25 protein-coding genes are annotated in these 22,271 nt (G+C 70.6%); 15 read left to right on the top strand and 10 right to left on the bottom strand.

Annotated features, from left to right (window positions below):
- Nucleotides 1-21: 21 nt before the first annotated feature.
- The gene (locus P1Y20_RS09410; RefSeq protein WP_304448408.1) at nucleotides 22-315 is read right to left on the bottom strand and encodes a DUF8081 domain-containing protein; all 294 of its coding nucleotides are present in this window, start codon (nucleotides 313-315) and stop codon (nucleotides 22-24) included.
- Nucleotides 316-388: 73 nt separating this feature from the next.
- Between P1Y20_RS09410 and P1Y20_RS09405 the strand changes: the two genes are divergently transcribed.
- On the top strand, nucleotides 389-814 hold the full coding sequence (locus tag P1Y20_RS09405) for a bifunctional nuclease family protein (protein ID WP_304448407.1): 426 nt from the start codon (nucleotides 389-391) through the stop codon (nucleotides 812-814).
- A gap of 1 nt (nucleotide 815) precedes the next feature.
- Here P1Y20_RS09405 and P1Y20_RS09400 read toward each other — a convergent pair whose 3' ends face one another.
- Complete coding sequence (locus P1Y20_RS09400; RefSeq protein ID WP_304448406.1) at nucleotides 816-2,687, bottom strand: PINc/VapC family ATPase; 1,872 nt, start codon at nucleotides 2,685-2,687, stop codon at nucleotides 816-818.
- Nucleotides 2,688-2,766: 79 nt separating this feature from the next.
- Between P1Y20_RS09400 and P1Y20_RS09395 the strand changes: the two genes are divergently transcribed.
- The 5 genes from P1Y20_RS09395 to P1Y20_RS09375 all read left to right on the top strand — a co-directional run bounded on the left by P1Y20_RS09395 (nucleotide 2,767) and on the right by P1Y20_RS09375 (nucleotide 8,619).
- Nucleotides 2,767-3,885 (top strand): M20 family metallopeptidase, encoded by a 1,119-nt coding sequence (locus P1Y20_RS09395; protein WP_304448405.1) that lies wholly within the window; start codon nucleotides 2,767-2,769, stop codon nucleotides 3,883-3,885.
- 43 nt (nucleotides 3,886-3,928) lie between these two features.
- Nucleotides 3,929-4,120, top strand: a complete 192-nt coding sequence (locus P1Y20_RS09390; protein WP_304448404.1) for a hypothetical protein — start codon at nucleotides 3,929-3,931, stop codon at nucleotides 4,118-4,120.
- Between the two features lie 26 nt (nucleotides 4,121-4,146).
- Entirely contained in the window at nucleotides 4,147-5,637 is a 1,491-nt protein-coding gene (locus tag P1Y20_RS09385; RefSeq protein WP_304448403.1) for a carboxypeptidase M32, read from the top strand.
- Between the two features lie 302 nt (nucleotides 5,638-5,939).
- On the top strand, nucleotides 5,940-7,442 hold the full coding sequence (locus P1Y20_RS09380; RefSeq protein ID WP_304448402.1) for a lipopolysaccharide biosynthesis protein: 1,503 nt from the start codon (nucleotides 5,940-5,942) through the stop codon (nucleotides 7,440-7,442).
- Between the two features lie 208 nt (nucleotides 7,443-7,650).
- Nucleotides 7,651-8,619, top strand: coding sequence for a hypothetical protein (locus P1Y20_RS09375; RefSeq protein WP_304448401.1), 969 nt, complete (start codon nucleotides 7,651-7,653; stop codon nucleotides 8,617-8,619).
- A gap of 9 nt (nucleotides 8,620-8,628) precedes the next feature.
- Here P1Y20_RS09375 and ddh read toward each other — a convergent pair whose 3' ends face one another.
- Nucleotides 8,629-9,543, bottom strand: coding sequence for a D-2-hydroxyacid dehydrogenase (gene ddh / locus P1Y20_RS09370; RefSeq protein WP_304448400.1), 915 nt, complete (start codon nucleotides 9,541-9,543; stop codon nucleotides 8,629-8,631).
- Between the two features lie 162 nt (nucleotides 9,544-9,705).
- Complete coding sequence (locus P1Y20_RS09365; RefSeq protein WP_304448399.1) at nucleotides 9,706-10,977, bottom strand: eIF2B alpha/beta/delta subunit family protein; 1,272 nt, start codon at nucleotides 10,975-10,977, stop codon at nucleotides 9,706-9,708.
- Between P1Y20_RS09365 and P1Y20_RS09360 the strand changes: the two genes are divergently transcribed.
- The 4 genes from P1Y20_RS09360 (at nucleotide 10,976) to P1Y20_RS09345 (ending at nucleotide 14,254) form a co-directional block, all read left to right on the top strand.
- Nucleotides 10,976-11,545, top strand: coding sequence for a metallophosphoesterase family protein (locus P1Y20_RS09360; protein ID WP_368662144.1), 570 nt, complete (start codon nucleotides 10,976-10,978; stop codon nucleotides 11,543-11,545). The two genes, P1Y20_RS09365 and P1Y20_RS09360, sit on opposite strands and share 2 nt — an antisense overlap.
- Before the next feature lie 82 nt (nucleotides 11,546-11,627).
- The gene (locus tag P1Y20_RS09355; protein WP_304448398.1) at nucleotides 11,628-12,425 is read left to right on the top strand and encodes a hypothetical protein; all 798 of its coding nucleotides are present in this window, start codon (nucleotides 11,628-11,630) and stop codon (nucleotides 12,423-12,425) included.
- A gap of 96 nt (nucleotides 12,426-12,521) precedes the next feature.
- Nucleotides 12,522-13,274, top strand: coding sequence for a coenzyme F420-0:L-glutamate ligase (locus P1Y20_RS09350; protein WP_304448397.1), 753 nt, complete (start codon nucleotides 12,522-12,524; stop codon nucleotides 13,272-13,274).
- Nucleotides 13,271-14,254 (top strand): 5,10-methylenetetrahydromethanopterin reductase, encoded by a 984-nt coding sequence (locus tag P1Y20_RS09345; RefSeq protein WP_304448396.1) that lies wholly within the window; start codon nucleotides 13,271-13,273, stop codon nucleotides 14,252-14,254. Before P1Y20_RS09350 ends, P1Y20_RS09345 begins: the two co-directional genes overlap by 4 nt.
- 9 nt (nucleotides 14,255-14,263) lie before the next feature.
- Here the strand turns inward: P1Y20_RS09345 and P1Y20_RS09340 are convergent, their stop codons facing one another.
- Entirely contained in the window at nucleotides 14,264-14,512 is a 249-nt protein-coding gene (locus P1Y20_RS09340; RefSeq protein WP_304448395.1) for a DUF8024 family protein, read from the bottom strand.
- 76 nt (nucleotides 14,513-14,588) lie between these two features.
- Here P1Y20_RS09340 and P1Y20_RS09335 point away from each other — a divergent pair, with 76 nt between their 5' ends.
- From P1Y20_RS09335 to yciH, 5 genes are all read left to right on the top strand, one after another.
- Nucleotides 14,589-14,942, top strand: coding sequence for a DUF7573 domain-containing protein (locus P1Y20_RS09335; protein WP_304448394.1), 354 nt, complete (start codon nucleotides 14,589-14,591; stop codon nucleotides 14,940-14,942).
- A 141-nt stretch (nucleotides 14,943-15,083) separates the two neighbouring features.
- Nucleotides 15,084-16,043 (top strand): AAA family ATPase, encoded by a 960-nt coding sequence (locus tag P1Y20_RS09330; protein WP_304448393.1) that lies wholly within the window; start codon nucleotides 15,084-15,086, stop codon nucleotides 16,041-16,043.
- Nucleotides 16,040-17,026, top strand: coding sequence for a DUF58 domain-containing protein (locus tag P1Y20_RS09325; protein WP_304448392.1), 987 nt, complete (start codon nucleotides 16,040-16,042; stop codon nucleotides 17,024-17,026). The genes P1Y20_RS09330 and P1Y20_RS09325 overlap by 4 nt, the downstream gene beginning before the upstream one ends.
- Nucleotides 17,023-19,263, top strand: a complete 2,241-nt coding sequence (locus tag P1Y20_RS09320; RefSeq protein ID WP_304448391.1) for a transglutaminase TgpA family protein — start codon at nucleotides 17,023-17,025, stop codon at nucleotides 19,261-19,263. The genes P1Y20_RS09325 and P1Y20_RS09320 overlap by 4 nt, the downstream gene beginning before the upstream one ends.
- A gap of 96 nt (nucleotides 19,264-19,359) precedes the next feature.
- Nucleotides 19,360-19,653, top strand: coding sequence for a stress response translation initiation inhibitor YciH (gene yciH / locus P1Y20_RS09315; RefSeq protein ID WP_304448390.1), 294 nt, complete (start codon nucleotides 19,360-19,362; stop codon nucleotides 19,651-19,653).
- Between the two features lie 102 nt (nucleotides 19,654-19,755).
- On the opposite strand, the gene P1Y20_RS09310 is transcribed toward yciH, so the two are convergent.
- The 5 genes from P1Y20_RS09310 to P1Y20_RS09290 all read right to left on the bottom strand — a co-directional run bounded on the left by P1Y20_RS09310 (nucleotide 19,756) and on the right by P1Y20_RS09290 (nucleotide 22,179).
- Entirely contained in the window at nucleotides 19,756-20,163 is a 408-nt protein-coding gene (locus tag P1Y20_RS09310) for a rhodanese-like domain-containing protein (RefSeq protein ID WP_304448389.1), read from the bottom strand.
- 80 nt (nucleotides 20,164-20,243) lie between these two features.
- Entirely contained in the window at nucleotides 20,244-20,834 is a 591-nt protein-coding gene (locus P1Y20_RS09305) for an NUDIX hydrolase (protein ID WP_304448388.1), read from the bottom strand.
- Nucleotides 20,831-21,238 carry a hypothetical protein gene (locus P1Y20_RS09300; protein WP_304448387.1) on the bottom strand — a complete coding sequence of 136 codons (408 nt, stop codon included), beginning with the start codon at nucleotides 21,236-21,238 and terminating at the stop codon, nucleotides 20,831-20,833. Before P1Y20_RS09300 ends, P1Y20_RS09305 begins: the two co-directional genes overlap by 4 nt.
- Nucleotides 21,235-21,654 (bottom strand): DUF5809 family protein, encoded by a 420-nt coding sequence (locus P1Y20_RS09295; RefSeq protein ID WP_304448386.1) that lies wholly within the window; start codon nucleotides 21,652-21,654, stop codon nucleotides 21,235-21,237. The genes P1Y20_RS09300 and P1Y20_RS09295 overlap by 4 nt, the downstream gene beginning before the upstream one ends.
- Before the next feature lie 24 nt (nucleotides 21,655-21,678).
- Nucleotides 21,679-22,179: a DUF5810 domain-containing protein gene (locus P1Y20_RS09290; RefSeq protein ID WP_304448385.1), complete on the bottom strand. Its 501-nt coding sequence runs from the start codon at nucleotides 22,177-22,179 to the stop codon at nucleotides 21,679-21,681.
- Nucleotides 22,180-22,271 lie beyond the last annotated feature (92 nt).

Below are 22,271 nucleotides of genomic sequence, written 5' to 3'. Positions count from 1 at the left end.
CGAACCGGTAACAACTCACTGTCAAAAGCCGTTGTGGCTGTGTGGGAACGTCGCTTGCTCGCCTCCCGTCGTCGACTCCCGGGAGGGACCGCGACGCGCGACGAGGTAGCCGTCGACCGGCGCGGGGTCGTTCGGCGCGGCGTCCTGTACCCAGAGCGTCACGCTGTGCGTGCTCAGTTCGCGTGCCCACTGGCGCGCGAGCGCCTTCGTCTCGAACCGTCTGCGGGGACCGCGGTCGTTCACCCACCGGCCCGCCGCGGCGCTCCGGCGACGTGCAGAGGGCTTCACGGCCACGGTGTAGGTGGATTCGCTCATGTCCGGTCGTTCGGGAGAACTGTACGTTCCCCGTGAGGGTAGCTTTTCATACCAGCATCGTGAAGTGGATGACATGCCAACGACTGCCACGGTGCGTGGAGTGGGGGTGAGTGTGAGCGAGGACGGTCATCGAACGCCCGTGGTGCTCCTCGACGCGGACGACCGTGTCGTCCCCATCTTCGTCAGCGACGACCAGGCGCAGTCGATGCAACTCGCCATCGACGGCGAGAGCTTCGAGCGACCGCTCACACACGACCTGCTGGTGGAGATGGTGATGGAACTCGGCGGCGCCGTCGACCGCGTCCGCATCGACGACCTCGCCGACGCGACGTTCTACGCGAAGATCGACGCCGAACAGTACCGCGACGGCGAGCGCCGCGACCTCTCGTTCGACGCCCGGCCGAGCGACGCCATCGCGCTCGCGTTACGCCTCGAATGCCCCATCGAAATCTCCGACGCCGTCATCGACCGCGCGGGGCGGCCCGCCTCGTCGTTCTGAGTCAGGACGCGAGGACCGTGAGTTGCTTGCCGTCGTCGATGGCCCGTTCCATCTCCTCGGCGATGGCGCTCCCCCGCGAGACCTGAATCTCGCCGCCGCGCGAGACCGTCGCGGTGAAGAGGTACTCCCCGCCGGCGCGGACCTCGACGGTCTCGCCGGCGTACCCGTCGAGGGGGACGATGATGTGCCGGGCGGTTATCTCGGGGGTGACGACCTCCCCCTGCTGTCGCTGACTCCCGCCGCTCGCACTCGCGCTCCCGCCGCCAGCGCCCCCGCCGGTGCTGCGCTGGGGGCGCTCGTCGAGCGTGCGCACGTCGATGTTGATGCCGAGGTCGTCCTCTATCTGGGAGATGCGCCCGCCGCCCTTCCCGATGACGTAGGAGATGTCGTCGTCCTCGACGTAGACGACCGCGCGGTTCTGTCCCTGGAGTTCGACCTGGACGTGCCCGCGGGCGACGGCGCGAATCTCGCGCTCTATCTCCTGTTTGGCGATGCGGCCGACGCCCGTCTCGCGCTCGCCGCCCTCCTCGCCGATGGGGACGGTGACGACCTGCCGGTTGAAGGTGTATATCTCGTACTCCGGCGTGCCGGTCTCGTGGTCGCTGACGACGATGACGGGTCGGGCGAGGTCCTCCTCCATCAGGCCGGCGGGCACCTTCACCTCCGTCTTCACGTCGTAGACCGTCGTGAGGTCGCCCGCCTCGACGTAGGCGACGGTGTCGACCACCTGCGGAATCATGCCCAGTTCGACGCGGCCGACGAGGCGCTGGAGGGCGTCGATGGCGCGCGTGGCGTGGACGACGCCGACCATCCCCACCCCGGCCAGCCGCATGTCCGAGAAGGTGCGGAAGTCGCTGGTCTTCCGGACCTCGTCGTAGATGGTGTAGTCGGGCCGGACCATCAGCAGGGCGTCGGCCGTCTTCTCCATCTGCCCGTCGAGTTCGGTGTACTGGGTGATGTCCGGGCCGACCTGCAGGTCGCGGGGTTTCTCCATCGTCTTCACGGAGTAGTCGGCGTCCGCGAGGAACTCCGCGACGGCCTGCGCGAACGTGGACTTCCCGGCACCGGGCGCGCCGGCGATGAGGACGCCGCGCTGCCGGTCGAGCAGGCGCTCTTCGACCTCCTCGGCGTAGCTGTAGTCGGCCATCGTCGTCTTGGCGATGGGTCGGACGGCGGTTATCTCGACCCCGTCGCTGAACGGCGGCTGGGCGATGGCGATGCGGTAGTTGCGGAACTGGATGATCTGCATCCCCGGTTCCGAGAGTTCGGTGAAGCCCTCGTCGGAACTGGAGGCGGCGTTCGTGACGTCGTGGACGTACTCGCGCATCGTCTCGTCGTCCAGTTCCGTCTCGCCGATGGGTTCGTAGCGCATCTCGCCGACCGTGCCGCGCTTGGCCATCGGCACCATCCCCGTCTTCAGGTGGACGCTCATCGTCCCCTCGTCGAAGTACGGCTGGATGGAGAGCTCCTCGACCTCCGAGTCGTACGGTTCGAGGTACTCGACGTCGAGTCCCTTCGCCTTCGCCACCTCGCCCTGGACGATGTCGCTGGTGACGAAGGTGGCGTCGTACTCGCTCGCCACGTCGCGGATGATGGCGTCTATCTCGCCCGCGCTCGCGCGGCGTATCTCCTCCTCGTTCGGTCGCCGACCGACGTATTCGAGCTGGATGCGTCCCTCGTCGGCGAACTCGGTGAGTCGCTGGAGTTCCTGGAGGCCCTGCCAGCCGATCTCGCGGTCGCTGTTGGCCTGCGACTCCAGTTCGCTCACCACCGCCTCCGGGACGTAAATCGCGGCGTCGGCGAACGCGCCGCTCTCGACCCGCTCGGACACGCGGCCGTCGACGACCACGCTCGTGTCCGGAACGACATTCATGGGGAGGAGTCCGCCGGCACGCCGTATAAGCGTGTTCAACACGCGAAGCCTTACGCGCCGGCGGACGCTCCTCCGACCCATGGAGCCGACTCCGGACGTCCCCGAGACGCCCGACGTTCGCGCGCTCGCCCGCGACCTCGTGGCCGTCCCGAGCCACGACGACGAGACGGCCGCCGGCAACGCCATCGCACGGTGGCTCCGCGAGCACACCGACGCGACGGTCGCCCACACCGACGCCGGCGTCGTCGCCCGCCGTGACGAGTGCGAACACGACAGTCCGTGGGCGGTCGAGGGAGGAATAGCGCTCGTCGGCCACCACGACGTGGTGGCGCCGGACGAGGCGCAGGTCGACGGCGACGACTACGTCGTCGAGGAGTGCGACGGTCGCCTCCACGGGCGCGGGAGCGCGGACATGAAGGGGTCGCTCGCCGCGCTGTGCTGCGCGTTCCGCGACACCGACGCCCCCTGTACCCTCGCGTCGTTCGCCGGCGAGGAGGTCGGCGGCGTCGGCGCCCGCCGGGCCATCGACCGGGGTTTCGCGCCCGACTACGCCGTCGTGGGTGAGGGGTCGACGGGCTACTCCTCGCCGGGCGTGACGGACGTCGCCGTCGCGCACAAGGGGCGGCGCGCGAGCACGCTCGTCGCGCACGGGACGGCCGCCCACGCGAGCGAACCGGACGCCGGCGAGAACGCGGTCTACCGCGCGCTCGACGCCGTCGACGTGGTGCGCGACCTGGCGGCGCCGAGCGCGACGGTCCTCGGGACCGACCTCGCGGGGAGCGTCGTCGTCACCGAAATCGAGGGCGGGAGCGGGTGGAACGTCGTCCCCGAGCGCTGTACCGTGACGATAGACGAGCGGACCGTCCCCGGGGAGCGCGCCGACCTCGCCGCCGCCGCGAGCGAGGACGTCGAGTGGCGCGTCGAGCAGGACCTCCCGCCGATGGCCTGCTCCGACGAGGCGTTCGCGGCGGCCGCCCTCGACGCCGTGCGCGCGGTGCAAGACGGCGCGGGCGAGCGCGTCGCCAAGCCCCACGCGACCGACGCCGGGTGGCTCGCGCAGGCGGGCACCGCCTGCGTCGTCTGTGGGGCCGCCGAACCGGGCGAGGCACACACGGCCGGTGAGAGCGTCTCGCTCGCGGTCCTCGACCGCTGTTACGCGGCGTACCGGGGAATCACGGAGCGGGCGGCGTCGCGCTGACCGACCGAAGCGTTCTCGCCCCCGCCCCCCGTGGTGGGGGTCGATGTCCGACCCGCTCTCCCCGGCGCTGCGCGCCGTCGCGGCGCTGGCCTCGCTGTTCGCGCTCGGGACCGGCGCGTTCGTCGCGCTCTACGCCGTCTCACCGTACGCGCTCGCGGCGGGCCTCCTGTTCGCCCTCGGGGGCTGCGTCGGCCTCTACGTCGCGCTCGTCGCGCCGGACTATTCAGCAGGTTGATGGTACGAGCTGGCTAGGCGTCACGTATGGCGACTGACCAGCCGTCGCAGTACGACGACTTCCTGACGCGGGTCCGCCGCATCTCGAACCTCCAGACCGCGGGCGGGGTCCTCTCGTGGGACCAGCAGGTGATGATGCCCGAGGGGGGGACGCCGGCCCGGTCGAAACAGCTCTCGACGCTCTCCGCGCTCTCGCACGAACTGCTCACCGACGAGGGGATGGCCACCCACCTCGACGCGCTCGAGTCGACGGACCTCGACGACGACCGGCGGGCGGTCGTCCGCGAACTCCGGCGCGAACACGACCGCGCGGCGAGCGTCCCCGCCGACCTGGTCGAGGAGATATCCGAGGCGACGAGCGAGGCGCTGTCGGTCTGGCAGCGGGCGAAGGACGAGGACGACTTCGAGCACTTCGCGCCGACGCTCGAACGCCTCGTGGAACTCAAACGCGAGTACGCCGCGCACATCGACCCCGACGCCGACCCCTACGCGGTGCTGTTCGCCGACTACGAACCGTACCTCGACCTGGAGACGGCCGAGCGCGTGCTCGAACGCCTCCGCGAGCGACTCGTCCCGCTCATCGAGGCGGTCGAGGCGAGCGACGTCTCCTTCGAGTCGCCCTTCTCGGGCACCTACGACGACGAGACGCAGATGGCGCTGGCACGCGACGTGCTCGACACGCTCGGCTACCCGTGGGAGCGCGGCCGCCTCGACACCGCCCCCCACCCCTTCATGTCCGGGACGCAGTTCGACGCCCGCGTGACGACGCGCTTCAAGCCCGACGAGCCGATGGACGCGCTCACCGCCGTCGTCCACGAGTTCGGCCACGCCACCTACCAGCTCGGCCTCCCCGACGAGGCGTACGGCACGCCCCTCGGTCGGTCGCGCGACCTCACGGTCCACGAGTCGCAGTCGCGCCTCTGGGAGAACCACGTCGGCCGGACGCGGGCGTTCTGGGACCTGCTCGCGCCGGTCGTGAGCGACCACCTCGGCGACGTCTCGTCCGGGGAGCTGTTCGAGGCGGCCAACCGCGTCTACCCGGACAACCTGATTCGGGTGGAGGCGGACGAACTCACCTACCACCTCCACATCATCCTCCGGTTCGAGATAGAGCGCGCCCTCGTCAGCGGCGACCTGGCCGTCGCGGACGTCCCCGAGGCGTGGAACGACAAGATGGAGTCGTACCTCGGGGTGCGACCCGAGACCGACGCCGAGGGGTGCCTTCAGGACATCCACTGGGCGCACGCGAACTTCGGCTACTTCCCGACGTACTCGCTCGGGAGCGTCCTCGCCGCCCAGCTGTTCGCGGCGGCGGAGCGCGACGTCGGCGACGTCGAGGCGCAGGTCCGCGAGGGGGACTTCGACACCCTGCGCGACTGGCTCCGCGAGCACGTCCACCGCCACGGCCAGCGCTACACCACGCCCGACCTCGTCCGCGAGGCGACCGGCGAGGCGTACACGGCCGACTACTTCCTCGACTACGTGGAGGGGAAGTACGGCGACCTGTACGACCTGTAGCGACCCGACGCGGACCGGACGTCCGGACGACACCGTCTCTGTCACCGGCTTTTTCGAGTGGTCTGCGTCGCGCCCTCTCTTCGATTCACGTCCCACCTCGCCGGAAGTAGCCACCGCCATTCCCGGCGGACCGACGGGGTAGACGGACAGTATCGAAATAGTATTCCTCCCGTATGGAGACGTATGACTGTGACAGTACCGCATCGTTCCCCTACGGACTCGTCCCTCCCTCCTGCGTCGTCCTTCCCGAGGGACTCGTTCCGCGGGTCCGGCGGCCGACGTCCGTTCGTCTCCTCTCGTCGATGAGGCGACTCCTCAGGCTGCTCAAGCGGTCGCTCTCGCCCGACGGCGACCTCACCTCGCGGACGGTCGTCAGCGGGTTGTGGGTCGCGTTCACCAACGGCGGCAACCGCGTGCTGGAGACGGTGATGCTCGTCGTGATGGCGCGCCTGCTCTCGCCGGCGGACTTCGGGCTGTTCGGTATCGCCATGATCGCGCTCTCCGCGTTCAAGCGGTTCTCGCGCCTCGGCCTGGACACGGCCCTCATCCAGCGAAAGGACGAGAACGTCGACGCCTACCTCGACACGGCGTTCACCCTCCAGATACTTCGAGGAATCGCCATCGCGGCGGTGGCCTACCTCTCGGCGCCGTTCGTCGCCCCGTTCTTCGACGAACCGCAGGCGGAACTGCTGTTGCGCGTCCTCGCCATCGCGACGCTCTTCGAGACGCTCTACAACCCGGGGCGGGTCTACTTCGAGAAGGACCTCGCGTTCCACAAACAGTTCGTCTTCTCGCTCAGCGGGACGCTCCCCCGCGTCGTGGTGTCCATCGGCTACGCGCTGTTCGTCGAGGCGACGGTGTGGGCGCTCGCCGTCGGGTTCATCGCCGGTAACGTGGTCCGGATGCTCACCTCCTACGCCATCCACGACTATCGCCCCTGGCCGCGGTTCAACCGCACGTACGCGGGCGAGATCATCGGCTACGGGAAGTGGATTCTCGGCTCCTCGATGGTGTCGTTCCTCTACAGCGAGGGCGACGACATCTTCGTCGGTCGCGTCCTCGGCTCGGGCGCCCTCGGTGCCTACCAGCTCGCCTACCAGCTCTCGAACGCCCCCGCCACGGAGATCTCACACACCATCTCGCGGGTCGCCATGCCCGCCTACTCGAAGGTGCAGGACGACACGGCCGCCCTGCGCGAGGGGTTCTACCGCGTGCTGCGGCTCTCCTCGCTCGTCTCGCTGCCGGTCGGCGTCGGCATCGCCGTCGTCGCGCCCGTCTTCGTCCCCGTGTTCCTCGGCGACGGCTGGGAGGCGATGATCGTCCCCATGCAGATACTCGCCGGCTTCGGTCTCCTGCGGTCGGTCCGGACGTGTACCTCGCCGCTGTTCAACGCGGTCGGCCGCCCGGACTACGGCGCGAAACTCCACGCCCTCCGACTGGCCGTCCTGGCGGTCGCCATCTACCCGCTGACCACCGCGTTCGGCCTCCCGGGGACGTCGCTCGCGGTCCTCGTGACGAGCGCGGTCGGTCTCCCCGTCGCGGCGTGGCTGGCCCTCCGCATCGTCGACGACGACCTGCGCTCGCTCGCTGCCCCCATCGTGTTCCCGGCGTTCGGGAGCGTCGTCATGGGCGGCTGCGCACTGTTCGCCCGTCGGGCGGTCACCGAGACGGCGGGGATGTTCGTCGGGTTCGTCGCGACGGTCCTCACCGGCGTGGTCGTCTACGCACTCGTCATGTTCGCGCTCGAACAGCGCTTCGACATCGGACTGAACGACCTCGTCGGACAGGTCCGGGGAAGCCTCTGAGTGACCGTCGCTCTAGTTATCGACTAACCGACCGGTACCGTCCGTCTACCACTCGACGGCCGCGTCCACCGAGCCCCGTGGAGGGGATTCGACTCCGTGTCGTGTCTCACGCAATGGTGTCATATCAGATACAACACACCGGGACGTGGGTCGTCGGACGTTGTCTAGCATAGACATAACTACGTGTCTATCTATCTATTGTGTCTATATGGTACTAAAGAATGTCTTCGAACACTACCGGGAGGGTGGCCTCGAACGGGTGGTCTCGAAGACACGGGACCAGGCGGCCTTCAGCCTCGAACACGCGGTGTTCGCGCTGGAGCGCGCCGTCCTGACCGACCGGCAGTGGTACGAGTACACCGTCTGGCGGAACCGGTGCGGCGTCGACGCGGCCGCGGACCCCCGGGCGCTGCGGTACGTCGACCCCTCGCGTATCACCCGCTCCTCCCCCTTCGAGACGCGCTTTTGTTTCCGGAAGTTCGGCGCCGTCCGCGGCGGCGACTGGGACGTCGAGTCCGAACCGCTCGCCGAGAAGTTCGACTACATCTGGGAGGCGCTCGCCGCCCGGTACGAGGAGGGCCGCGACTGGGAGGACGTGGGACTCGTCCAGCGGGTACTCGCGGGCGAGGAGCGCTGGCGGTTCGCGACCGGCGAGGACGTCTGGGCGTGGGTCGAGTCCCTCGACGAGGTGTACGAGAGCATCCGGGACGACGGCTACCGCTCCGCGCGTGACATCCTCGACACCTCGTTCGAGGAGGCGGCCGCGAGCGACCACGACTCGCTCGTCGACCGGTTCCGCCCCGTCGCCAACGAGTCGATGTTCTTCGCCGACACGGACGACGTCACGGTCTTCGACTGGCTGGCCGAGATACAGGTCGACATCGGCCGCGACGGCGAGGTGATACAGCACAACGGCCGCCACCGCCTCTGGTTCGCGCAGCACCTCGACGTCGCGGAGATACCCGTCTGCGTCGTCGTCCGCCACGAGGAGTGGCAGGCCCTGCGCGACGAGGTGGCGAGCGCGACGACCGTCGACGACCTGAGCGAGCGGGCCTGCCGCCACCTCGACCACCCCGACATGGTCGACGTGGTCGGGTCGCTGCAATCGGTCGCCGACGCCCACGCGAGCAGTCCCCCCGCGCGGCGGTCGGCGGTCCGGGCGGTCTCCGACGACTGACGCGCCGGGCTAGACGATGCGGTTGACCAGTTCTTCCTCGCGTTCCGTCCGCTCGACGTTCTCGACGACCAGGTCGCCGACGTCGGCGTGGTAGCGGTTCGTCATCGCCCCGACGTGGGGCGTCACGATGACTTCCTCCATCCCCCACAGCGGCGACGACTCGGGGAGCGGTTCGGGGTCGAACACGTCGAGGCCGGCGCCCGCGAGGGCACCCGATTCGAGCGCCGACACCAGCGCGTCCTGCTCGACGACGCCGCCTCGCGCGACGTTCAGCAGGTAGGCGTCCTCGCGCATGCCGTCGAACTCCTCGGGCCCGAACAGGCCCTCGGTCGCCTCCGTCAGCGGGACGGCGAGGGCGACGAACCGCGCGTCCGCGATGGCGTCGTGGAGGTCCTCAGTGTGGTACACCCGGTCGACGCCCGGGACGGGGTCGGTCGACCGGCGGACGCCGACCACTTCCATACCGAGGCCGGCCGCCCGTCGGGCGATACCCTGGCCGAGCGTCCCGAGCCCGACGACACACAGGCGCTCGCCGTCGAGCGTGAAGGGTGCCTCGTACGGTTCACGCGCCCACTCGCCCCGCCCCTGGTGGTCGCGGTAGACGTGCAGGCGCCGGGCGAACGAGAGCATCATCCCCGCCACCGTCTCGCCGATGGTCGTCCCGTGGATGCCGGTGCTGTTGGTGAACGTCACGCCCTCCTCGGCGTAGCGCTCGACGGGGAACTCGTCGTAGCCGGCGCGGACGCCGTGGACCCACGGCACGTCGAAGAACGTCTCGTCGGGGTGGAAGGAGACGACGAGGTCGTACTCGTCCGTCCGACTGGAGTCGAACCGCGAGGCCTCGATGTCGCGTTCGCGGAGGTACGAGCAGAGCAGGTCGGGTTCGAAGACGACCGAGACGGAGTCGTGGACTGCGGCGTGCATACGCGTGGCTCAGGGCGCGGTCGCATATGACTGTCTGAATCGGATGGTGGCTCAGCGTGAGTTCGTCATCACAAGGGGCTGAGTGGGGGTAACCCTCATCATCGCCACCGCGTGTCCGTTCTGCTCCACGAATGAAGAACGCCACGCTTCGACGTTTCGGTCCTACGCCCGCTCGACCCACCGCGCCCGGTCGCGGGCGGCCGCCGCCTGCGCACGGACGTCCTCGACCGACTGCGGGCCGTCCTCCGTCACGAGCGTCACTCGCTCCGCGGGCGTCACGTCGAAGGTGGGTGCGTAGACCGACAGCGGGGCATCGCCCCCGTAGACGGCCTCCCGCTCCCGCTTCTCGAGGTGTGCGTCGGTCGTCGGACTCACCTTGTCCGCGGCGGCGACGGCGTAGGTGGGGACACCGACCTCGTGCGCCGCGAGCGCCGCCGCGCGCGTCCCGACCTTGTTCACGACCCGGCCGTCCGAGAGCACCGCGTCGGCCCCGACGAGGACGGCGTCGACGCCCTCGTCGGCGAGCGCCTGCGCGACGGCGGCGTCCGGGAGGAGCGTCACGTCCACGTCCTCGGCGAGCGTCTCGGCCACCCCGACGCCCTCGCCCCCGGGGCGCGACTCGGCGACGAAGACCCGGTCGAGGTCGGCGCCCGCGAGCGCCTCGCGGACCGTCCCCGACCGCGAGCAGGTGAGGACTCGAGGAGCGCGGTCCGCCTCCACGAGGTCGGAGAGGGTAGCAACGACTGCCTCGGCGGCCAGTGCGTCGGCCGAGAGTGCCCGGTCGATGCCGGTCTGCGCGTGTTCCGCGACGGTGGCCGGCTCCGCTTCTCCGTCCGCCTCGTCGAGCGCGCCGGCCATCGCCCGGTCGATTCGGGCGGCCACGACCGGCATACTCGGTCGAGCGGTTCGCAGGTCGCGGGCGAGGTCGGCGAGGTCGGCCCACGCTTCACCCTCCGCCGCCCGGTCCCGGAGGACTTCGAGCGCGCGCAGCGAGAGGTACGCCGCGCCGTGGGTGCGGTCCTCGGCGACGCGCTCGACGGTGGGCGCGACCGCGGCGTACGACCGCCAGAGGTCGGGTACCGTCTCGCGCTCGCGTATCTCCGTCGGCGGGACCCACTCGTGGGCGACGCTCTCGTCGTTCGTCTCGACGGCGCGCGAGTCGCAGTCGAACAGGTAGGGGTGGACCACCCAGCGTACGCCGAGGGCGTCGTCCGGCACCTCCACGGGGTCGCCCCGGCGGACGAATGCACAGCCGTCGAGCAGCCCCGTCTCCTCGGCTATCTCCTCGCGCGCGAGCGCGTCGGGGTCACTCTCGGCGTGGCCGGCGACCGCCCCCCACAGCCCCGAGTACGACCCGACGGCGTCGCTCCGCCGGAGCAGGAGGACGTCACTCCCCTCGCGCAGGAAGCAGGTGACGACGTGGGTCTCGTCCATGGCACTCGCAGGCGTGTGGGACCGCGGGACGCTTATACCGTTCCCCGCCGACGGGTCGGCCATGCGCGTTGCCATCATCAGCGACACCCACGTCCCCTCGCGGGCGGTGGGGATTCCGGCGTGGGTGCGAGACGAGGTGCGGGCGGCCGACCACACGATTCACGCCGGCGACTTCGACTCCCGGGAGGCGTACGAGACGGTCGTCGACCTCGCCGCCGAACTGACGGCCGTCCGGGGGAACATGGACCCCCCGATGGCCGACGGCGACCTCCCGGAGGTGGCGTCGGTCGACCTCGACGGCGTCCGGTTCGTCGTCACCCACGGGACGGGTGCCCTCGACACCTACCGCGAGCGCGTCGAGGGCGTCGTCCGCGCCGAGGCCGACGACCACGACGGCCCCGTCGTCGGCGTCAGCGGACACACCCACCAGCTCACCGACGAGCGACTGGACGACCTCCGACTGCTGAACCCGGGGAGCGCGACGGGTGCCGACCCCGCGATGCGGACGACCATGCTCGTCGTCCGCTGTTCCGACGGCGCGTACGAGGTGAGCGCCGAGGAGCGGTAAGCCGGAGACACCGGACGGAACGGCTGTCCCGCGATATTTATTGTCACTGTATATTTATTACCAGACAGTAATTAACTCTGGTGTGGAAACGTCACTGACAAGACGGTATTATCTGGCGCTAGCCGGCTCGACCGCACTTCTCCCGCTCGCCGGGTGTGCGGAGTCGACGGAGGGGAACGAATCGGGTGGCGACGACGGGGAGACGAACCAGTCCTCGGGCGTCTCCGAGGACGGGACACTCGGCACCGGAAACGGGAATAACGACACCGGGGACGATACCGGAGACGACACAGAGAACGACTCCGACCTTGACGGTTCCGGTTCGTCCGCCGGCGAGTCGTACTCGTTCGAGGGCTCTGGCACCGACACGAGTGACGAGTTCGAGGTGTCGGGTGGGGTTGTGACCGTCGACTTCACGCACGACGGGGAGCGAAACTTTATCGCCGAAGCGCTCGCCGTCGAGGGCGACGAACTGGACGACCGCATCCTCGTCAACGAAATCGGTGCGGTCGAGGGAGGGCAGGCGAACCGCCTCGGGAGCGGGCCGTACCAACTCAACGTCGACGCGGACGGTGAGTGGACCATCGAACTCGCGCAGCCAGGGACTGATGGGGCGGAGGACGCTCCCGTCGACCTGTCCGGGTCGGGCAACCAGTACGAGGGACCGTACGCGTTCAGCGGCGTGACTGAAGTCTCGGGGACGCACGAGGGTGAGCGGAACTTCATCGTCGAGGCGTACGCCGTCGAGGGCGACACGCTGGACGACCGCATCTTGATAAACGAAATCGGGAGTACCGAGGCGTCGACCTCCGAACGGCTCGACGGTATCTATTACCTGAACGTTCAGGCTGACGGCGGGTGGACGCTCTCGGCGGAGTAGTCCGACGAGACCGCCTTTCGATGTCGGGCGAGAACGACACCAGCCGACCTCTCCGGTATCGCGTCCCTTTACGTCGCGTCACACCGAGTCACACGCATGGAGGTGTTCGCGGTCCCCGACCTGCCCGAGATACGCGCGGGCGACGACCTCGCGTCGCTCGTCGAGGAGCGCGTCGAGTTGCGGGCCGACGACGTCGTCTGCGTGGCGAGCACCGTCGTCTCGAAGGCCGAGGGCCGGACGATGGACCTCGCGGACGTGACGGCCGGCGAGCGTGCCCGCGCCGTCGCCGAGCGACTCGAAGCCGTCACGGGCGAGGCGAAGGACCCCCGGTTCGCGCAGGTCGTCCTGGAGGAGTCGAGCGCGCTGTTGCTGGAGGCGCCCTTCCTCCTGACGCAGACGCGCTTCGGGCACGTCACGGTCAACGCCGGCATCGACCGCTCGAACGTCCCCGAGGCGGACCTGCTCCTCCTCCCGGAGGACCCGACGGCGAGCGCGCGGGCGCTCTCCGAATCGCTGGGGACGCCCGTCGTCGTCACCGACACGTGCGGGCGGCCGTTCCGCCACGGCCAGCGCGGCGTCGCCATCGGGTGGGCCGGCCTGCCCGCGAGTCGCGACTGGCGCGGCGAGCGCGACCGCGACGGCCGGGAACTGGGCGTCACCGTCGAGGCCGTCGTGGACGAACTCGCCGCCGCCGCGAACCTCGTCTCCGGCGAGGGGAGTGGCGGCACGCCCGTCGTCGTCGTCCGCGACTTCGACTTCGGCGACCACGCCGGTAGCGACGCCCTGTTTCGTGCGCGCGAGGACGACCTGGTCCGCCAGGCCCTCGAGGAGTGGGAGTTTCCGTCATGAGAGGAATCGAACTCACGCCCGAACACGACGTCTCCCGGGTGGTCGACCTCGCCCGGCGAGCCGAGCGTGCGGGCTTCGACACGGTGTTCACGAGTTGCCACTACAACAACCGCGACCCGTTCGTCGCGCTCTCGGGTATCGCGAGGGCGACCGACGAGGTCCGCCTCGGGCCGGGGGTGGCGAACCCCTACGAGACCCACCCCGTCAGGCTGGCCTCCTCGGTCGCCACGCTCGACGAGGTGAGCGACGGTCGGGCGGTGTTCGGCATCGGACCGGGCGACCCCTCGACGCTCCGGAACCTCGGCCTGCTCGACGAGCGAGGCCTCCGACCGGTGCTGGAGGCGTTCAAGAGCGCGCAGGCGCTCTGGCGCGGCGAACGTGTCACCCACGACGGGACGTTCGTCGCCGAGGACGCGGGGCTGAACTACGCGCCGCCCAGCGGCGACTCGATTCCGGTCTACGTCGGCGGCGAGGGGCCGCACATGTGCCGGATGGCCGCGAAACACGCCGACGGCCTGCTGTTCAACGGCTCGCACCCCGAGGACCTCGCGTGGGCGCGCGAGCGCGTACACGAAGGACTCGACGAGCGCCCCGAGTCGCGCGGCGACTTCGACCTCGCGGCGTACGCGAGCGTGAGCGTCGCCGACGAGGAAGCGACCGCCCGCGAGGCGGCCCGGCCGCCCGTGGCGTTCATCACCGCGGGGGCGGCTCCCCCGGTGCTGGAGCGCCACGGCGTCGACGCCGAGCGCGCCGAAGCCATCGGCGACGCCATCAGCGCGGGGTCGTTCAGCGAGGCGTTCGAGCGCGTGACGCCCGCGATGCTCGACGCCTTCTCGGCGGCCGGGACGCCCGAGACGGTGGGTGACCGCCTCGGGTCGCTGCTCGAGTACGCAGACAGCGTCGTGGTGGGGGCGCCGCTGGGACCTGACCTGGAGACGGCGGTGGACCTCGCGGCGACGGCGCTCGACCGGGCGGAGTGAGAAGGAGGTTCAGTAACGCGGTTCGCGATACTCCTGCTCGCGGCGCTCGCGGGGGCCGCGGCCGGGCGAGGAGAAGTTGGCGATGGGCCGGACGAACGCCCCGAAGACGAGGTAGCCGAAGACGACGACGCTGACGGTGACGAGCAGCGCCCCTATCGCCAGCAGCACCGCCTGTCCGACGCTCATCGTGGCGATGTCGACGAACCGGGTGACGAGTTCCGGGATGCTTCCGAGGAGTTCGACGAGCACGTTCTGCATACCTCGACCTACGGGCGCTGGTACTTGTGTGTGTCCGTCCGCCACGGCTATACGTCCCGCCCCCGCGAGTGGGTACATGGTGCGGGACCGCTCGCTCGACGAGTTCGCCGCGGCCGACGCCGACGCCGAGAGCGACGGCGCGAACCGTGACGACTCGAACCGTGACGACGCGGACTGCACGAGTGACGCGCGCGCGGGAGAGGCGAGCGACCCGTCGTCGGAGTCGCCCGACGGTGAGACAGCAGTCGCCGCCGACTCGCCGGTCGCGGCCGAGGTGCCCGACCTCCCCGACGGGCTCCCGCTTCGACCCGCCGTCTCGACGATGGACTGGACGTCCGGGGGCGCGCCGTGTGCGGCCTGCGGGACGCACGTCGAGCGTCGCTGGCGCGACGGCGATGGACTGGTCTGCGCCGACTGCAAGGAGTGGTAGGTCTCCCCTGAGGACCGTTGACGTATCAACACGCTATCAGCAGAATTACTTTGCTCCGGCCCCTGTGGAGCCTGTGAGACAACCCCTCGCCCAGCCGGCCGGACGGAAAGCACTTGTCACGCAGGGTGACATAGCGGGACAATGAGCGATAATCTCGCGGCCGACGCGACGGCCGAGGACGTGGCCGTCGAGGAGGCGGGCGCCCTCGCCCGCCTCCTCACCGAGAACGTCGAGCGCGTCATCGTCGGCCATCACGACGCCGTCGAGGACATCGTGACGGCGGTGCTGGCGCGGGGGCACGTCCTCCTGGAGGACGTGCCCGGCGTCGGCAAGACGATGCTCGCGCGCGCCGTCGCACGGTCGGTCGACGGGTCGTTCAAGCGCATCCAGTTCACGCCCGACCTCCTCCCGACGGACGTGACGGGCGTGAACGTGTTCAACCAGCAGACCCGCGAGTTCGAGTTCCGTCCGGGGCCGGTGTTCGCGAACGTCGTCCTCGGCGACGAAATCAACCGCGCGCCGCCGAAGACCCAGTCCGCCCTCCTCGAATCGATGGAGGAGGCGCAGGTGACCGTCGACGGCGAGACCCACTACGTCCCCGACCCCTTCGTCGTCATCGCGACGCAAAACTCCGTCGAACGCGACCGGACCTACGAACTCCCGGCGGCCGAACTCGACCGCTTCATGAAGCAACTCCACCTCGGCTACCCGGAGGCGGCCGAGGAGTCGGAGGTCCTCGCGCGGGTCGTCGGCGACCACCCCATCGAGACGCTCGACCCCGTCGCGAGCGCGGACGACCTCCGCGCCGCCCGCGAGACGGTCGCCCGCGTCACCGTCGAGGGGGACGTCCGTGACTACGTGACGCGCCTCGCTCGCTACACCCGCGACCACGCCCAGCTCGGCGTGAGCCCCCGCGGCTCCATCGCCCTCCTGCGGGCGGCCCAGGCGCGGGCAGTCCTCGACGGCCGGGGGTACGTCGTCCCCGACGACGTCCAGCGCGAGGCGGTCGTGACGCTCGCTCACCGCATCCGCCCCGCCCCCGGCGGCGAGCGGACGGGCCGCGACATCGTCGAGACGGCGCTCGGCACGACGTCGGTATGAGACCGACGCGAAGAGGGGTCGTGGTCGTCGGGCTGACGCTCCTCGCGTTCGTCCTCGCGGCGACGTTCGGCCAGGGGGCGCTCAACGCCCTCGCCGCCCCGGCGCTCATCGCGCTCGCGGCCGGCGTCGTCCAGATGCGCTACGCGGGGCGGCCCTCGGTCGACCGCATCGTCCCGGCGCCGGGGTTCCCCGGCGAGACGCGCACGATGCGCGTCCACGTCGACGCGAGCGGTCCGACGACGGTCACCGACCGCCTCGGCTACGGCGTCCGCCCCCGGCGGTCGGTCCACGAACTCGCCGGGTCGCGCACCGTCGCGTACGACGTGGACCTCGTCGAGCGGGGGGCCCACGAGGTCGGTCCGCTCACCGTGACGGTCCGCGACGCGCTCGGCCTCTTCGAGCGGACGTACGAGGCGACGACCGACGAGCAGTTGCTCGTCTACCCGGAGGTCGAGCGGGTCGCGCCGGGCGGGTACTTCACGGGGCTGGTCGACCGCGCCGGGACGACCGAACGCCAGGCGTTCGACACCCTGCGGGAGTACGCCCCCGGCGACGCCCTCCGCGACATCCACTGGAAGACGAGCGCCAAGCGCCAGGGTGACTTCGTCGTGATGGAGTTCGCCGACGAGGACAGCGGGACGGTCGCGCTCGCCTGCGAGGCCGTCGCCGGCGACCGGGGACGCAACGCCGACGCGATGGCCGCCGCGACGGCCAGCATCGTCGCGTACCTCCTCAACGAGGGCGTCGAGGTGTCGCTCGTCACGCCCGGCGGCTCCCTCGACCGCGGCCTCGGCGACCGGCAGCGACTGGCCGCCCTCGAACTGCTCGCGCGCACGCCGCCGGGGCACCTCTCGACGGCCGACCTCGACCGCGCCGACGTGCGCGTCCACGCCGACGCCGAGGGGCGCGTGACGGTCGACATCCAGGGGCGGACCGTCGCCTACGACGACCTGCGGACGGGCCGTGAGGTGGTCCGCGCGTGAGCACCGACGCCCGGTCCTCGCTCGGGTCCCGTGTCCCCGTCGCGGGGACGCGCGCGGTCAGCGTCGCCGCGATGGCCGTCCTCACGGCGTCGTACCTGAGCGTCCTCTACGGCATCGTCGACGTGACCGGCGACCCGGGGACGTTCGCCCTGCTGGTGGCGGGGTCGCTCCTCGCGGGCGTGGTGCTCGCGCGCTACCTCCCGCCGCTCGGGGCGTTCGCGCTCACCGCCGTCATCGCCGTCGCCGGCGGCCTGCTCTACTTCCCGACGGTCCCGAACACGTACGCGCTCGCCGACCAGGTGCGCTTCATCTGGGGCGACGTCCTCGCGCTGGTGACGGGGCTGTCCATCCTTCGCATCATCAACGCCGAACTGTGGGCGCTCGCCGTCGCGCCGGTGCCGGTGTTCCTCTCGTGGTACCTGACGGCCCGGCGTCGATACGCGCTCGCGGCGGGCGTCAGCGGCGCCCCGCTCGTGTTCTTCGTCCTCACGGGGGACGCGTCCCTCCTCACCGCGCTCGTGGGCGTCGTCGCCGCCGCCGTCGTCCTCGGGGTGGGTGACCTCGACCGGCGTGACGGCCGTCTGGCCGACGCGGACGGGGTGGTGCTGGTCGTCGCCGCGATGGTCGTCCTCACCGTCTCGGCGAGCGTGGTCCCGACCGGGTCGGGCCAGCCGCTGCTCTCGACGGACGGCCCGCAGGCCGAGACGGTCGAGGGGAGCCTCGTGAACGACGACGGCCAGTTCGCCGTCCAGGGCGCCATCGACCTCAGCCCGGAGGTTCGCTTCCGCGTCGAGAGCGACCGCGGGGACTACTGGCGCATCGACGCCTACGACCGCTACACGGGCGACGGCTGGATTCGCACCGCGGAGTCACAGCCGTACCGTGACGGCCTCCTCGACCCGCCCCCCGGCGAGAGCCAGCGGGTCCGCCAGCGGGTGACCGCCGAGGACGACCTGAACGTGATGCCAGCGGCGTGGAAGCCCGTCGCCATGTCGGGGCACTCGACGCGCGCGACGGACTTCGGCGGGCTGGAACCCGCCGAACCGCTCGCGCCGGGTGACGACTACACGGTCGTCAGCCAGACGCCCACCCCTCGCCCCGGACAGCTCCGCGACGCGGGGACGAGCTACCCGGACGGCGTGACCGAGCGCTACACCCAGTTGCCCGACAGCACGCCCGACCGCGTGGGGACGTTCACCGAGCGCCTGACCGCGAACGCGGACAACCCCTACGACACCGCCCGCGTCGTCGAGACGTACCTCGAAGACGAGAAGGAGTACTCGCTCGACGTCCGCAAGCCGAGCGGCGACATCGCGGACCAGTTCCTCTTCGAGATGGAGGCGGGCTACTGCACCTACTACGCGACGACGATGGTGACGATGCTCCGCTCGCAGGACGTCCCCGCCCGGATGGTCACCGGCTACACCGAGGGCGAGCGCGTCGACGACGACGAGTGGGTCGTCCGCGGCCTCGACGCCCACGCCTGGGTCGAGGTCTACTTCCCCGGACAGGGGTGGGTCGCCTTCGACCCCACGCCGTCCGGCCCCCGCGAGTCGACCGAACAGGGTCGACTCGACGACGCACGCGCTAACGGCACGGAGGACGTCGACACGAACGAGACGCGGCCGGACCCGCCGGAGAACGACTCCGAGCCCGACCCGGACAACGGGACGGCGGCCAACGAGACGAACGAGACGGCGCCCAACGGGACGGACGGCAACGAGAGCACGAACGAGAGCGCGGGCGGCCAGTCCGGGAGCGGTGTCGCCGGGCCGGACGGCCTCGGCTCCGACGGCGGGGGGAGCGACACCGACACCGGCGACGGCGACGGTGGTGGCGACGAGGGCGCGGGCTTCCAGTTGACGCCGCCGACGCCCGAACAGGCGGCGCTCGGCCTCGCCCTCGCCGTCGGCCTCGTCGCCGGCGTGCGGCGCACGGGCCTCGACGGCCGGGCCTACCGGGCGTTCTGGTTGCGCCGCCAGTCGGCCACTGACGACCCCGAGGCGGACGTCAGGCGCGCGTTCGACCGCCTCGAGTACCTCCTCGAACGGACCGGTCGCGCCCGCGCCCCCGGCGAGACCCCCCGGCAGTACCTCGGGACGATGCCCGACGAACGGGCGCGTCGCGTCGGCGAACTGTACGAACGGGCGGTGTACGCCGGGCGGTCCGACCGCGCACTCGCCGACGAGGCCATCGCGCTCGTCGACGACCTGGTCGACGACCGGACCCGACTGTAGCGTCGGGGCGAAACCGCCCGCCGTCACCGCGCTGTCCCGTCCTCCTCGCAGTTCCCGACAACGTTTAATATAGGCATCGAGTAGTTCGCAACTGTAATGTCGGAAGTCTGCTCGACGTGCGGATTGCCTCAGGAACTCTGCGTCTGCGAGGACGTCGCGAGAGAGTCCCAGGAGATAAGCATCCGCATCGACGAGCGCCGATACGGGAAGGAGGTAACGGTCATCCAGGGATTCGACCCGCGAGACGTCGACATGGACTCGCTGTCGTCGGACCTGAAGTCGAAGTTCGCCTGCGGCGGGACCGTCGAGGACGACTCCATCGAACTGCAGGGCAACCACCGCGGCCGGGTCGAGGACTTCCTGCGCGATAAGGGCTTCAACGTCGCCTGACCCCCCTTCCGATTCCGCTTTTCCGACCGCTCGCGCCGAGAGCGACGCGTCCGAGGGGAGACGGGGCGGTGAGTGACGAACGACGCGTGACGCCCCTCCGACTCAGAACGGCGCGTCCGGGCCCTCGCTCGTCGCGCTCGCCTGCGCCCGCTGCTCGCCGTGGCCGCTCCCCTCGTCGCCGTCGCCGTCGCTGTCGCCGTCGACGAGTCCGTACTCCCAGCCGTTGAGCCCCTCGCGGAGGCTCTCGACGGTGGCGCCGCTCGTCCCCTCGTAGGACTTGATGAGGCGGGCGGCCTGAATCGAGGACTTCCCCATCGGACAGATGGTGACGATGTGGTCGGCACCGTCGAGTTCCTCGATGTGACTCGGGAGTTCCGCGAACGGGATGTTCTCGCTGCCCTCGATGTGTCCCCGCTCGAACGCCGCGCGCGAGCGGATGTCGACGAGGCGGACGTCCTCGCCGTCCTCCAGCAGCGCGTTCAACTCGTCGACGGAGATCTCGTCGTCCATGGTCGAGGTGAGCGGGTCCGGACGGATAAAGACTCAGTTGCGAGGGCGTCGGTCCCGTCGGTTGCGTCGACCGCGCCGGCTCAGTCGAGCAGGCCCGCCCGCTCAGCTAGCAACACGCCTTCGAGCGTCGCGTCGTTCGCGGGGTCGACGCGCACCCGCTCGAAGACGTCCGCGACGGGCACGCGCGTCACCTCGATGAACTCGTTGGTGTCGAGCGCGCGCTGGGCCGGTTCGAGGTCGGTGGCGAAGACGAGGCCGCGGCGGTGGCGCAACACGCCCGTCGAGACCCAGACGTCCTCGAGGAAGTGCACCGCTCCCGGGTCGTACCCCGTCTCCTCGCGCACCTCGCGGGCGGCGGCGTTCTCGTACGCCTCGGGGGGGACCGACGCCTGTGGCTCGACGGCCCCGTCGCCCGGTACGTCCACGTCCTCGACGATGCCGGCGGGCAGTTCGAGGCAGTACTCGCGGATGGGCGGGCGGTACTGCTGGACCATCATGAGGTGGTCGCCCTCGCGGACGACGGCGACGGTCGCCGGCGGGAGTTCGGCCCAGTAGTAGCGCTTCTCCGTCCCGTCCGGCTGTCTGAGCAGGTCGTAGCCGCCGGTGTACCACCCCGTCTCGTACTCGACGACCGACTCGACGCGCTCCCAGTCCTCGGGCACCACGGTCACTCGTCCTCCCTGACGAGGTCGATGCGGTAGACCGTCCCGTCGTCCGTCACGTAGGCGGTGGTCTCGTTGACCGCGCCGGCGTCCGTGCCGTCGGCGTTCCGGTCGCGCTGGTCGAGTTCGCTCATCTCGTCGAACGGGGAGTGCGTGAACGCCTCCTTCAGGCCGGTGGGGCCCTCCCAGTAGGGGTCGGACCGGCCGTCCTCGACCGCGGCGGTGGTGTAGGGGAAGCGCTGCTCGGAGAGGCCGGTCGCGTTGACCGTCGGACCGTCGCGGTCCTCGACGGGTTCGGCGGTGAGGTAGTACGGGTCGCCCGTGCGGAGGTAGCCCGGGAGCGCCCCCAGCGCGAGCAGGACGACGAGGACCGCGAGGATGACGGCGATGAGGTTCCGGGTTATCCGCCTCATTCGACGACCTCGCGGTACTGGCTCCCGAAACAGATGCGCCGCAGGGTTGCGACGGCCGCCGCCTCCTCGTTCTGGAACGTCGTCGCGACGACGCGTTCGGCGAAGGGCACGACGTGCCACGCGACGTGGTCGACGGTCTCGCTGCCGTGGCGGTCGAGGTCCAGGTCGTCGTGCTCCGCGTACCACGCCTCGAACTCCTCGCGGGTGCCGACGGTGACCGAGAGCAGGGAGGCGAACAGCGCGTCGCGGGCGGTGGCGACCACGTCGCCGGTGACCCGTTCCTCGTACTCCTCGCGGTCGAAGTCCATCCGGCGGGTCACCTCGCGGACGACGGTCCGTGCGGCCGGTCCGTAGGCGTCGTAGGCGTCGCGCGCGGCCTCGGGCGAGTCGGGGGCGAGCGTCCCCTCGGTGTGCATACCGACACTAGTCGCGGGAGGTAATTACGCGTTGTCGTCGGGTTCCGTCCCCGCGTCGTCGGCCGTCTCGCTCTCCGAGTCGTCCTCCGCGAGCATCCGCTCGGTCAGGTCCCGCGCCTCCTCGAGGACGGCGCGCGTCTCCTCGTCCCGCGGGGCCGGCGGGGCGTTCCGCGCGGGCGTCCCGTGGTCGTGGTCGTGGTCGTGCCCGTGGCCGTGGCCGTGCCCGTGCCCATCGACGCCCGGCCCGTCGTCCTCGAACAGTCGCCCCGAGCGCTCGCCGTCGTGCTGGTGTTCGCCCGCCGTCCCGACCGTGTCCTCGAACACCTGCGGGAAGTCGGTCTCCTCGGCGAGCGTCTCGACGCGCGCCGCGAGTTCCGCCTCCCCCTCCTCGTCCCACCCGGGGACGTGGTCGTCGAGCCACGCCTCGTGGTCTGCCCCCCGGATGAGCGCCGTGAACGCGAGGTGGTTGGCGAGGTGTCGTGCGTCCGACTGCGGCGTCTCACAGACCGGACAGGCGTATCCCATACCCACGATACCGCCGCGACGGACAAAGTCGTGTTGCGTGCCGACCGGGTTCGGTCCGTCCCCTCGGGCGCGACCGACCGCCTCGCACGCCA

Source organism: Halomarina ordinaria (genome assembly GCF_030553305.1).
Taxonomy (GTDB): domain Archaea; phylum Halobacteriota; class Halobacteria; order Halobacteriales; family Haloarculaceae; genus Halomarina; species Halomarina ordinaria.
The sequence above is the reverse complement of the archived record's forward strand: the minus strand, read 5'-3'. Positions and strand labels throughout refer to the sequence as shown.

Excerpts from the sequence above, each read along its gene's own strand:
- P1Y20_RS09410 (WP_304448408.1), bottom strand. The coding sequence starts at position 315 with ATGAGCGAATCCACCTACACCGTGGCCGTGAAGCCCTCTGCACGTCGC.
- P1Y20_RS09405 (WP_304448407.1), top strand. The coding sequence starts at position 389 with ATGCCAACGACTGCCACGGTGCGTGGAGTGGGGGTGAGTGTGAGCGAG.
- P1Y20_RS09400 (WP_304448406.1), bottom strand. The coding sequence starts at position 2,687 with ATGAATGTCGTTCCGGACACGAGCGTGGTCGTCGACGGCCGCGTGTCC.
- P1Y20_RS09395 (WP_304448405.1), top strand. The coding sequence starts at position 2,767 with ATGGAGCCGACTCCGGACGTCCCCGAGACGCCCGACGTTCGCGCGCTC.
- P1Y20_RS09390 (WP_304448404.1), top strand. The coding sequence starts at position 3,929 with ATGTCCGACCCGCTCTCCCCGGCGCTGCGCGCCGTCGCGGCGCTGGCC.
- P1Y20_RS09385 (WP_304448403.1), top strand. The coding sequence starts at position 4,147 with ATGGCGACTGACCAGCCGTCGCAGTACGACGACTTCCTGACGCGGGTC.
- P1Y20_RS09380 (WP_304448402.1), top strand. The coding sequence starts at position 5,940 with ATGAGGCGACTCCTCAGGCTGCTCAAGCGGTCGCTCTCGCCCGACGGC.
- P1Y20_RS09375 (WP_304448401.1), top strand. The coding sequence starts at position 7,651 with ATGGTACTAAAGAATGTCTTCGAACACTACCGGGAGGGTGGCCTCGAA.
- ddh (WP_304448400.1), bottom strand. The coding sequence starts at position 9,543 with ATGCACGCCGCAGTCCACGACTCCGTCTCGGTCGTCTTCGAACCCGAC.
- P1Y20_RS09360 (WP_368662144.1), top strand. The coding sequence starts at position 10,976 with ATGGCACTCGCAGGCGTGTGGGACCGCGGGACGCTTATACCGTTCCCC.
- P1Y20_RS09365 (WP_304448399.1), bottom strand. The coding sequence starts at position 10,977 with ATGGACGAGACCCACGTCGTCACCTGCTTCCTGCGCGAGGGGAGTGAC.
- P1Y20_RS09350 (WP_304448397.1), top strand. The coding sequence starts at position 12,522 with ATGGAGGTGTTCGCGGTCCCCGACCTGCCCGAGATACGCGCGGGCGAC.
- P1Y20_RS09345 (WP_304448396.1), top strand. The coding sequence starts at position 13,271 with ATGAGAGGAATCGAACTCACGCCCGAACACGACGTCTCCCGGGTGGTC.
- P1Y20_RS09340 (WP_304448395.1), bottom strand. The coding sequence starts at position 14,512 with ATGCAGAACGTGCTCGTCGAACTCCTCGGAAGCATCCCGGAACTCGTC.
- P1Y20_RS09335 (WP_304448394.1), top strand. The coding sequence starts at position 14,589 with ATGGTGCGGGACCGCTCGCTCGACGAGTTCGCCGCGGCCGACGCCGAC.
- P1Y20_RS09330 (WP_304448393.1), top strand. The coding sequence starts at position 15,084 with ATGAGCGATAATCTCGCGGCCGACGCGACGGCCGAGGACGTGGCCGTC.
- P1Y20_RS09325 (WP_304448392.1), top strand. The coding sequence starts at position 16,040 with ATGAGACCGACGCGAAGAGGGGTCGTGGTCGTCGGGCTGACGCTCCTC.
- yciH (WP_304448390.1), top strand. The coding sequence starts at position 19,360 with ATGTCGGAAGTCTGCTCGACGTGCGGATTGCCTCAGGAACTCTGCGTC.
- P1Y20_RS09310 (WP_304448389.1), bottom strand. The coding sequence starts at position 20,163 with ATGGACGACGAGATCTCCGTCGACGAGTTGAACGCGCTGCTGGAGGAC.
- P1Y20_RS09300 (WP_304448387.1), bottom strand. The coding sequence starts at position 21,238 with ATGAGGCGGATAACCCGGAACCTCATCGCCGTCATCCTCGCGGTCCTC.
- P1Y20_RS09295 (WP_304448386.1), bottom strand. The coding sequence starts at position 21,654 with ATGCACACCGAGGGGACGCTCGCCCCCGACTCGCCCGAGGCCGCGCGC.
- P1Y20_RS09290 (WP_304448385.1), bottom strand. The coding sequence starts at position 22,179 with ATGGGATACGCCTGTCCGGTCTGTGAGACGCCGCAGTCGGACGCACGA.